General features: G+C 36.0%; 10 protein-coding genes. 5 read left to right on the top strand and 5 right to left on the bottom strand.

Annotated features, from left to right (window positions below):
* Positions 1-195 precede the first annotated feature (195 nt).
* The gene (locus ABH968_RS26910; protein WP_370048966.1) at positions 196-783 is read left to right on the top strand and encodes a GNAT family N-acetyltransferase; all 588 of its coding nucleotides are present in this window, start codon (positions 196-198) and stop codon (positions 781-783) included.
* 48 nt (positions 784-831) lie between these two features.
* Here ABH968_RS26910 and ABH968_RS26905 read toward each other — a convergent pair whose 3' ends face one another.
* The 3 genes from ABH968_RS26905 to ABH968_RS26895 form a co-directional block, all read right to left on the bottom strand.
* Complete coding sequence (locus ABH968_RS26905) at positions 832-1,395, bottom strand: beta-class carbonic anhydrase (protein WP_370048964.1); 564 nt, start codon at positions 1,393-1,395, stop codon at positions 832-834.
* 203 nt (positions 1,396-1,598) lie between these two features.
* Complete coding sequence (locus tag ABH968_RS26900; protein ID WP_255350001.1) at positions 1,599-1,733, bottom strand: hypothetical protein; 135 nt, start codon at positions 1,731-1,733, stop codon at positions 1,599-1,601.
* A 480-nt stretch (positions 1,734-2,213) separates the two neighbouring features.
* Entirely contained in the window at positions 2,214-2,426 is a 213-nt protein-coding gene (locus ABH968_RS26895) for an aminopeptidase (protein WP_370048970.1), read from the bottom strand.
* Positions 2,427-2,620: 194 nt separating this feature from the next.
* Between ABH968_RS26895 and motA the strand changes: the two genes are divergently transcribed.
* Both motA and motB read left to right on the top strand, forming a co-directional pair.
* Entirely contained in the window at positions 2,621-3,424 is an 804-nt protein-coding gene (gene motA, locus ABH968_RS26890; RefSeq protein WP_370048962.1) for a flagellar motor stator protein MotA, read from the top strand.
* Positions 3,408-4,181, top strand: a complete 774-nt coding sequence (gene motB, locus ABH968_RS26885; protein WP_370048961.1) for a flagellar motor protein MotB — start codon at positions 3,408-3,410, stop codon at positions 4,179-4,181. Before motA ends, motB begins: the two co-directional genes overlap by 17 nt.
* A gap of 71 nt (positions 4,182-4,252) precedes the next feature.
* Here the strand turns inward: motB and ABH968_RS26880 are convergent, their stop codons facing one another.
* Positions 4,253-4,474: a DUF1128 domain-containing protein gene (locus ABH968_RS26880; RefSeq protein ID WP_053483058.1), complete on the bottom strand. Its 222-nt coding sequence runs from the start codon at positions 4,472-4,474 to the stop codon at positions 4,253-4,255.
* Between the two features lie 168 nt (positions 4,475-4,642).
* On the opposite strand from ABH968_RS26880, the gene ABH968_RS26875 reads away from it, so the two are divergent.
* On the top strand, positions 4,643-4,969 hold the full coding sequence (locus tag ABH968_RS26875; protein ID WP_370048959.1) for a YtxH domain-containing protein: 327 nt from the start codon (positions 4,643-4,645) through the stop codon (positions 4,967-4,969).
* A 23-nt stretch (positions 4,970-4,992) separates the two neighbouring features.
* The gene (locus ABH968_RS26870; RefSeq protein ID WP_370048957.1) at positions 4,993-5,931 is read left to right on the top strand and encodes a YihY/virulence factor BrkB family protein; all 939 of its coding nucleotides are present in this window, start codon (positions 4,993-4,995) and stop codon (positions 5,929-5,931) included.
* A 57-nt stretch (positions 5,932-5,988) separates the two neighbouring features.
* Here the strand turns inward: ABH968_RS26870 and ABH968_RS26865 are convergent, their stop codons facing one another.
* On the bottom strand, positions 5,989-7,893 hold the full coding sequence (locus ABH968_RS26865) for a heavy metal translocating P-type ATPase (protein ID WP_370048955.1): 1,905 nt from the start codon (positions 7,891-7,893) through the stop codon (positions 5,989-5,991).
* Positions 7,894-8,152 lie beyond the last annotated feature (259 nt).

The raw sequence follows: 8,152 nt of genomic DNA, 5'->3' as shown, positions 1-8,152 counted from the left end.
CTATGTCACAGAATCTCAATTTAAAGTTGGAAAAGAAATTTACTGACCGTTAAAGCGGGGTAAAGTAAAACTTCAATCAGTGGGTGTTTTTCCCATGGATTGTTAGTTGGATCAATAGTGGTGGTTTCATCCATTGATAAAATGACCTCAGGCATTAAAACGTGTTGATAATTATCGGAAGGTTAGTGTGGAAAAATGGTGCTTAAAATTTGGAGATTATTGAGGAAAAAGGGTGAAAATGTGGTATCAATTCAGGGTGGGAAATGCTACATTCGCACATTTTATGAAAAAGATGCACAAAGTTTAACCGATCTCGTAAGTCGCAATAAATACTTTTGGTCTACATACGAACCGTTACAACGACCGGAATATTATTCAATTAATGCTCAATATAAAAAAATTCAAGAAAGCTTATACTTAATGGACTCAAAGAGAGAATTTACTTTCGGTATTTTTGAGCCAGGTACAAATAATCTAATAGGACATATTGCTCTTTATGCAGTAAAACGTTTACCGTATTCCAGTGGGTTTGTTGGTTATGCGATGGATGAAATTTATATTGGAAAAGGGATCGTGACAGAAGCAGTTAATATGGTCGTGCAATTTGCGTTCGAGCAAGTAGGCTTACATCGAGTAGAGGCTTATGTTTCAACACAAAATAATCCTTCTATCAGAGTCTTAGAAAAGGCTGGATTTCAGCGTGAAGGTCTTTTAAGAAAGCTGCTGTACATTAATGGCCAATGGGTGGATCATTATATGTATGCACGTTTAGAGGGCCAATAAAAAGAAGCGTCTATCTTTCATTGTTGAAGGATAGACGCTTCTTTTTTACTATTGTTTGCTACCGTCTATGATTAAATCAAGGCGACCTGTATTTGGATCAATTACTAATCCATGAACAGGCACGTCTTTAACCATTAATGGGTGATTACGAATTGTATCGACGCTTTTCTTTACACTTGTTGCTACGTCGCCAAAGCCACGTAAAAACTCTTTTAAATCAAAACCTGAATATTCTATCGTGTTGATAGTCTCAGGGCTAATCCCTCTAGCAACCATTTTATTTAGCATTGCCTCTGGGTCAACTGCACTCATACCGCAGTCGTAATGTCCAACAACATACACCTCATCTGCTTGTAGTTCATAAACAGCTACAAGTAAACTACGCATAATTGCACCAAAAGGGTGACTAACTAATGCCCCAGCACTTTTAACGATTTTTACGTCACCATTACGTATATTCATAGCTTTAGGTAACAGCTCTACAAGTCGAGTATCCATACAAGATAACACAACGATGCGCTTATCAGGATACTTTGTTGTAATAAAAGGCTCATATTTTTTTTCTTGAACGAAATCTTCATTAAACTTAAGAATATCTTGTAACATTGTCATGAAAAATTGCTCCCTTCCTTACAGGAATTATTTTAGAGCAAAACTCTAAATATGCAAATAATAATGACAATATTCACGCAATTTTTTTGAAAAAAAAAGAAGTTTAGTAATTTATTTAGCGAATCGAAATAGTTAAAAATCCGTGACATCCGACGGAAGATAAATAAAAAAACAGCTACTTAATGTAGCTGTTTTCAATGAAATTAATATTTTTCTTTTGGCATTGGATCTACAGTTACTGAAGATTTAGAATCTAAGCCAACTTGTAGGTAGTGGATGAAGAATGCTAGAGAAATTAGTAAAACGGCTGAAAAGCCTAGTACAGTCGTAATGAACATAATGAAAGCTCCTCTCTACAAAAATAATCTACAATATTATCTAAAGTAATTATACAATAGGTTACTAGGAAAATCTAAGGAGAATTTATGACATCCATAACATACCTAGTCTAGATTAATATTAGTAGGGATAAATTACTTAAATTGCCCAGTTCTTAATACGGAAAATAGTTTCTTTTTACCTGTATTCAGTAATGTTATTTGTATTCGTTTGTCTATAAGTGATTATAAAGTCATGCGGCAAACTTTGGTTTAATACTGTGCACTTCGTCTGTTGAAATAAGTGATTTTAAAATTTCTTGTCCTTGCTCAGCCTCGACGTTTATTGTAGCGAAAGCAAAGCGTCAGCTACAAATGTTTCAGCCTTTAGTTGGTGAAAGTAGTTTTTTGTGCAAGCATAAAGCCGAATCCGGACACAATTATACCGAGGCATAATGGATTAAATATGGGAAGGAATCAAATGAGTCTTTCGAAGTGTTTTTATAGCGAGTGTGAAAAAAGTATATTGTCTGATGAATCGATAATAAACTGTTTTATATCATTTTTATGTGATTTTTTAGTAATTATCTGAATTAGTTTTAAATTATCGTTCGAACAGCTTATATGGAAGTGCTGATTTTTTTGGATATTTAATCCTAATTTTATGGCTAGTCCAGCATATTTTAGTAATTTTGTGTCGAAGGATAATAACAAATTCTTAACTTTTTTCAAATAAAGACAATTTAGTGTATTATTCTTAATTCAATATAATCAAATATGGTCGAAAAGTGAATAAAAAGTATTTATTTCATCGAAAAATTTGTGAAATACATTTATACTATATTATGTATTTAAAATTTGGAAAAAAGGACGAAATAAAGTTTAATAGGAGATTTGGAGGTTCTAGAATGGATATATCGTCGATTGTAGGGTTAATTGTTGCGTTTGTAGCACTGTTAACAGGAATGGTGCTAAAGGGTGTAAGTTTAAGTGCATTTTATAACCCAGCTGCCATTCTAATTATCATTTTCGGTACTATTTCCGCAGTAACAATTGCCTTCCCTGTGAAGGAGTTAAAGCGTGTACCAAAGCTATTTAAAATTCTTTTTAAAGAAACAAAATTAGCAGATGATATTGAGATTATCAAGATGTTTTCACAATGGGCTGATTTAGCTCGCCGTGAAGGTCTATTAGCGCTTGAGAGTAAAGCTTCAGAAATAGAAGACCCATTTTTAAAAAATGGACTTACATTAGCAATTGATGGTCAGAATGCGGATTATATTCGTGATGTCTTAACAGAAGAAGTCGAAGCGATGGAAGAACGTCATGCTAGTGGTTCTGCAATCTTTACACAAGCTGGTACATATGCCCCGACTTTAGGGGTACTTGGTGCGGTAGTAGGGTTAATTGCCGCATTAGCAGATATGAATGACATAGAAAAGCTAGGACACGCTATTTCAGCTGCTTTCATGGCTACATTATTAGGTATTTTTACAGGTTATGTTTTATGGCATCCATTTGCGAATAAATTAAAACGTAAATCAGCTATTGAAGTTAAGCAAAAAAGAATGATGATTGAAGGCATCCTTTCTGTCTTAGAAGGGGAAGCTCCACGTGTTATCGAACAAAAATTATCTTCTTACTTAACAATGGAAGAACGTCGTCAAATTTCTGATGAAAGCGGGGCGGGCGGCCTTGGCAAAGAAAGCTAAGAAAAAAAAGCATGATGAGCATATCGATGAGTCTTGGTTAGTTCCGTATGCAGATATTTTAACACTGCTATTAGCTGTATTTATCATATTATTTGCATCCAGTTCAGTAGACCAAGAAAAGCTAGAGAGAATGTCGGCAGTGTTTAATCAAGTATTTGATGGTGGAACAAGCTTTTTAGAGCAGCCTTCGCCGGTCCAAAGTCCGAATGCAGAAAGTGACCAAACACCACAACAGGCACAGCAAAACTCTGCGTATTTAAAGGATCAGCAAGAGTTGGCTGAAATTAAAGATAGTGTTGATAATTTTATCGCTGTTAATGAGATGGAAGGTCAGTTTGCAACAGCAATGACTGATGAGGGTTTACTTGTAACAATTCGTGATAGTATTATGTTTGATCCAGGGAAAGCAACTATTAAACCAGAATATGTTCCTGTTGCGAAGGAACTTGCTGACGTATTAGAATCGGATCCGGCGCGTAATATAGTAATTACTGGTCATACTGACAACGTTCCAGCTGGACCTGACTTCTCGTCTAACTTTGAGCTGTCAGGAGTTCGAGCAATAAACTTCCTTAATATTTTATTGATGAGTAATTCGAAGTTAGATCCTACGAACTTTAGTTTTAAAGGTTATGGAGAGTACCGTGCTATTGCACCAAACGATACTACTGAAGGGCGTGCAAAAAACCGTCGTGTAGAAGTATTAATTCTACCACTTGTAGAAGAAGATGGCTCTGCTGCCAAAAAAACGCAATAGAAAAAAGCTATTAGCAAAAGGCACTGAGTGTCATGCTAATAGCTTTTTATCTCTATTTACAAAATGCTTAATTATTTGCGTAAAGCTCCTAATTCAGCAACGATGGCTTGCATTTCACTAGGACTAAATGTGTTGCGCTTCATGACCATTTCATATAAATAGACTAGGTCTTCGTAATTAGCTTCATCGAAATTTTCCGATTTCATTGCATCAACATTAACCATACGAAGCTTGTCTTTCATTTGATCAACCATATAAATAACGTTCTCTTTTGACGGTACTGATAAATCCATTATTTAAACCTACCTTTCGTAATCCTCGAAAATATCATTTCATTGAATAAAAAAAATGTCAACACTGTTTTGGGCATTGCTTTAAAAATAGACTGTTATTGGGTAGAATAAGGGCAGTAAGCAGTTGAATTATTCTAAAATACATTACTAAAGCAGGGGGTATTTAATATGGGACGAAGTAAATTATTAGCATCCATCGTAGTTGGTGCCACAGTTGGTGCTGCATTAAGCATGTTTGATCGTGCAACGCGTGAGAAAACAATAGCTACAACGAAAAAGATGAAAGAAGCAATATCGTATTATGCAGCCAATCGAGATGAATTACAAGTACTAGTTGAGGAAAAAGTATTGGCCGCTAAAGTGCTATGTGAAAGCGTATCAGAAAATGTCAACACAATTGTTGAAAAAGTTGATGAATTTAAAGAATTACCTTCCACGATTGAAGGCATGATTAATGATACAAAATCGGCCTTTTCTTTACCAGATAAAGAATAGTTGTCGTACAGGAGGAAATTTGTATGGAAGAGAAAAAAGCATCGATACATACAGCTGTCAGTCTGGTGAAATCATTTGTCTCACCAGACGAAGACACTGTAAATGTGATGACATCAAGGGGCTTTATGCAAGATTTAATGCTACGCTTAAAGCGAGTGGAAATATCAGCTCTTGCAGCGCAATTGGCTTATTTCTTTTTACTATCTTTTTTCCCGCTACTAATATTTCTAGTTACATTACTACCTTATTTGAATTTAGAGACGACGCAAGTGTATTCATTTCTAGTGAATATAATGCCGGACGAGGTATATAGGCTTATAAAAAATACATTAGATGAAATTTTAACAAGCCGTAATAGTAGTTTATTATCCATCGGGGTGCTTGGAACAATTTGGTCTGCCTCCAAAGGAATTAACGCATTGATTAGAGCCTTGAATAAGGCCTATGATACTGAAACTAAGGGGAGTCTATTAGATCGAGGGTTATCCCTTGTTTTCACCTTAGTATTTGTTGTTGTTATTGCTGTCGTTCTAATTTTACCGGTTTTTGGGCAACAAGTAGGGCATTTCTTATTTTCGATTGTGGGCATTGAGGAGCAATTTGAAATAATCTGGCATAGAATGCGCTGGTCGATACCACCTCTCCTTATTTTTATAGTTTTAATGGGAATATATAGATTTGTTCCAAATACAAATCCCCGTTTGAAATTAATGGGAGTTTGGCCAGGGGCATTGTTTTCAACTCTTGCCTGGGTGGCAGTAACATATGCTTTCTCTTTTTATATTAATAATTTCGCAAATTATTCCGCTACATATGGCAGTATCGGTGGAGTTATTATTTTAATGCTTTGGTTATATTTCACGGGGATTATTTTAATTTTTGGGGGCATTTTAAATGCGACGATGCAGAAAAAAGTATTGCGAAAAGAACTTATGAAGCAGGAGACACTAACAAATAGTTAGGAATATTGAAAAGAACAGCCTCGTTATCACGTTTTGTGATACGAGGCTGTTTGTTTTTTAGATGTTTTTATTAAGCATACGTAAGCCGTTTAAAATAACTAAAATGGTGCTTCCTTCATGTCCGATTACGCCTAGAGGTAAATCGACAACCTGTAAAAAGTTTGAAGCAATTAATAAAACGATAACGCCGATTGAGAAGAAAATGTTTTGTTTGACGATGCGTTGCATTTTACGTGATAAACGTACTGCATAGGCAATCTTTGATAAGTCGTTTTTCATTAAAACGACATCGGCTGTTTCTAAAGCAACATCTGTTCCTTCTCCCATAGCAATTCCGGTAGTTGCAGTTGCTAATGCGGGTGCATCATTAATACCGTCGCCGACCATCCCTACAAATTTATATTCAGAAAGAAGTCGCTTCATCTCAGTCACTTTTGTTTCAGGGAGACATTCTGCAACGTATTCTGTCACGCCTGCTTCCTTGGCAATTACCTTTGCAGTCTTCTCATTGTCGCCCGTTAGCATGACAACATCAATACCTAGCACTTTTAGTAATGATATTGCTTTCTTTGCTTCACTGCGAACTGTATCTTTTAGGGCTGCCAATGCGACAATACCATCTTTGTCACGAATGAAAATAACGCTTTTTCCTTCTGAGGCAAGATTTTCTGCTGCGCCATTTGCAAATTCATTTGCCTCATCTAGACCGACAAAGTCTGGTTTACCAACAAGATATTCGACCTCATTAACGTTACCTTTCATACCCCAACCTGGGATATCTTCAATAGTGGCTTGAGGAAACTGTGTGATACCTTCTTTTTTTGCGAATAAAGTAATTGCTTGAGCAAGTGGATGGTTCGATTGTGCTTCAATACCTGCAAGGATTGCTATTGTATTTTCACGGTCTAATCCTTCTCGAACAATAAAATCAGTAACGGTTGGTTTACCTTGTGTTAAAGTACCTGTTTTATCTACTGCTAATGCACGTAATGCACCTAGATGCTCTAAATGTAGGCCTCCTTTGAATAGCACACCATGTTTTGCACCATTTGAAATGGCTGCAAGAGTTGCTGGCATAATAGAGGCAACAAGTGCGCAGGGAGAAGCAACTACTAGGAGTACCATTGCTCGATAGAAAGTTGTTGTCCAGTCCCAACCGAGTACAAAGTGAGGTAGAAACATCATAAGGGCAACGGTAAGTAGCGCAATTTTCACATAAGTACCTTCGAATTTTTCTATAAACTGTTGAGATGGAGATTTTTCACTCTGAGCACTTTGTACAAGCTGTATAATTTTTTGGAATAGTGTTTCAGAATTTGGTTTTGTCATTTCCATCGTAATGGCACCATTTAAGTTCACTGTACCTGCAAATACCTCGTCGCCTTCACGTTTTGCCACTGGAAGCGGTTCACCGCTTATTGCGGATTCATCGATAGAAGACTGTCCTTTAAAGATTGCACCGTCTGCTGGTACACGTTCACCAGGTTTTACGAGCAGATGATCTCCAATTTGTAATGTAGAGACAGAAACTTTCATTGGTTCAAAGTTACCACGTACAAGCCAAGCTTCTTCGGGTTGTAAGTTCATGAGTGCAGAAATTTCACGATGACTTTTATTCATTGCGTATGTTTCAAGAGCGCCACTTACAGCGAAAATGAAAATAAGAATAGCACCCTCCGTCCAATAACCGATTGCAGCTGAACCAACTGCAGCTAATACCATTAATAGTTCAACATTAAGTTCTTTATTTTCAATGGTTTCTTCGATACCTTCTTTTGCTTTAGCAAATCCACCAACACAAAATGCAACAATATATAAAATAATAGAAGCTGTTGTTTGCCCGCTAGTATCTAAACGCCATGCAAGCAAAATAAACAAACCTGCTATAAGGGCAGCAATTAATTCAGCATGCTCCTTAATTTTCTCAATTATATTGAAATTTTCTCGTTTAGAGTGTTCCACTTTTATCCCTCCTGATAATGAAAATCAATATCAAAACCTTTATAAATCAATGTATATAAACAATATCTAATTGAAAATCGCTTTCAATTAGCTCCTTTCTAATTTAGAATTATTATAACAAAGGTTTTTAGAAAAAGAAAGTAAGAAATTTGAAGGAATATTTTTAAAAAAGGGGATAAAAGCAGCCCGGGATTGCGATTGAGGCGATTATGGGGATTTTTGAAATAATTTTGAACATAAGAAAAGCACAGTTATTCAT

The organism is Lysinibacillus sp. RC79 (assembly GCF_041262405.1).
Classification (GTDB): Bacteria; Bacillota; Bacilli; order Bacillales_A; family Planococcaceae; genus Lysinibacillus.
This window is presented reverse-complemented; position numbering and strand designations above follow the sequence as displayed.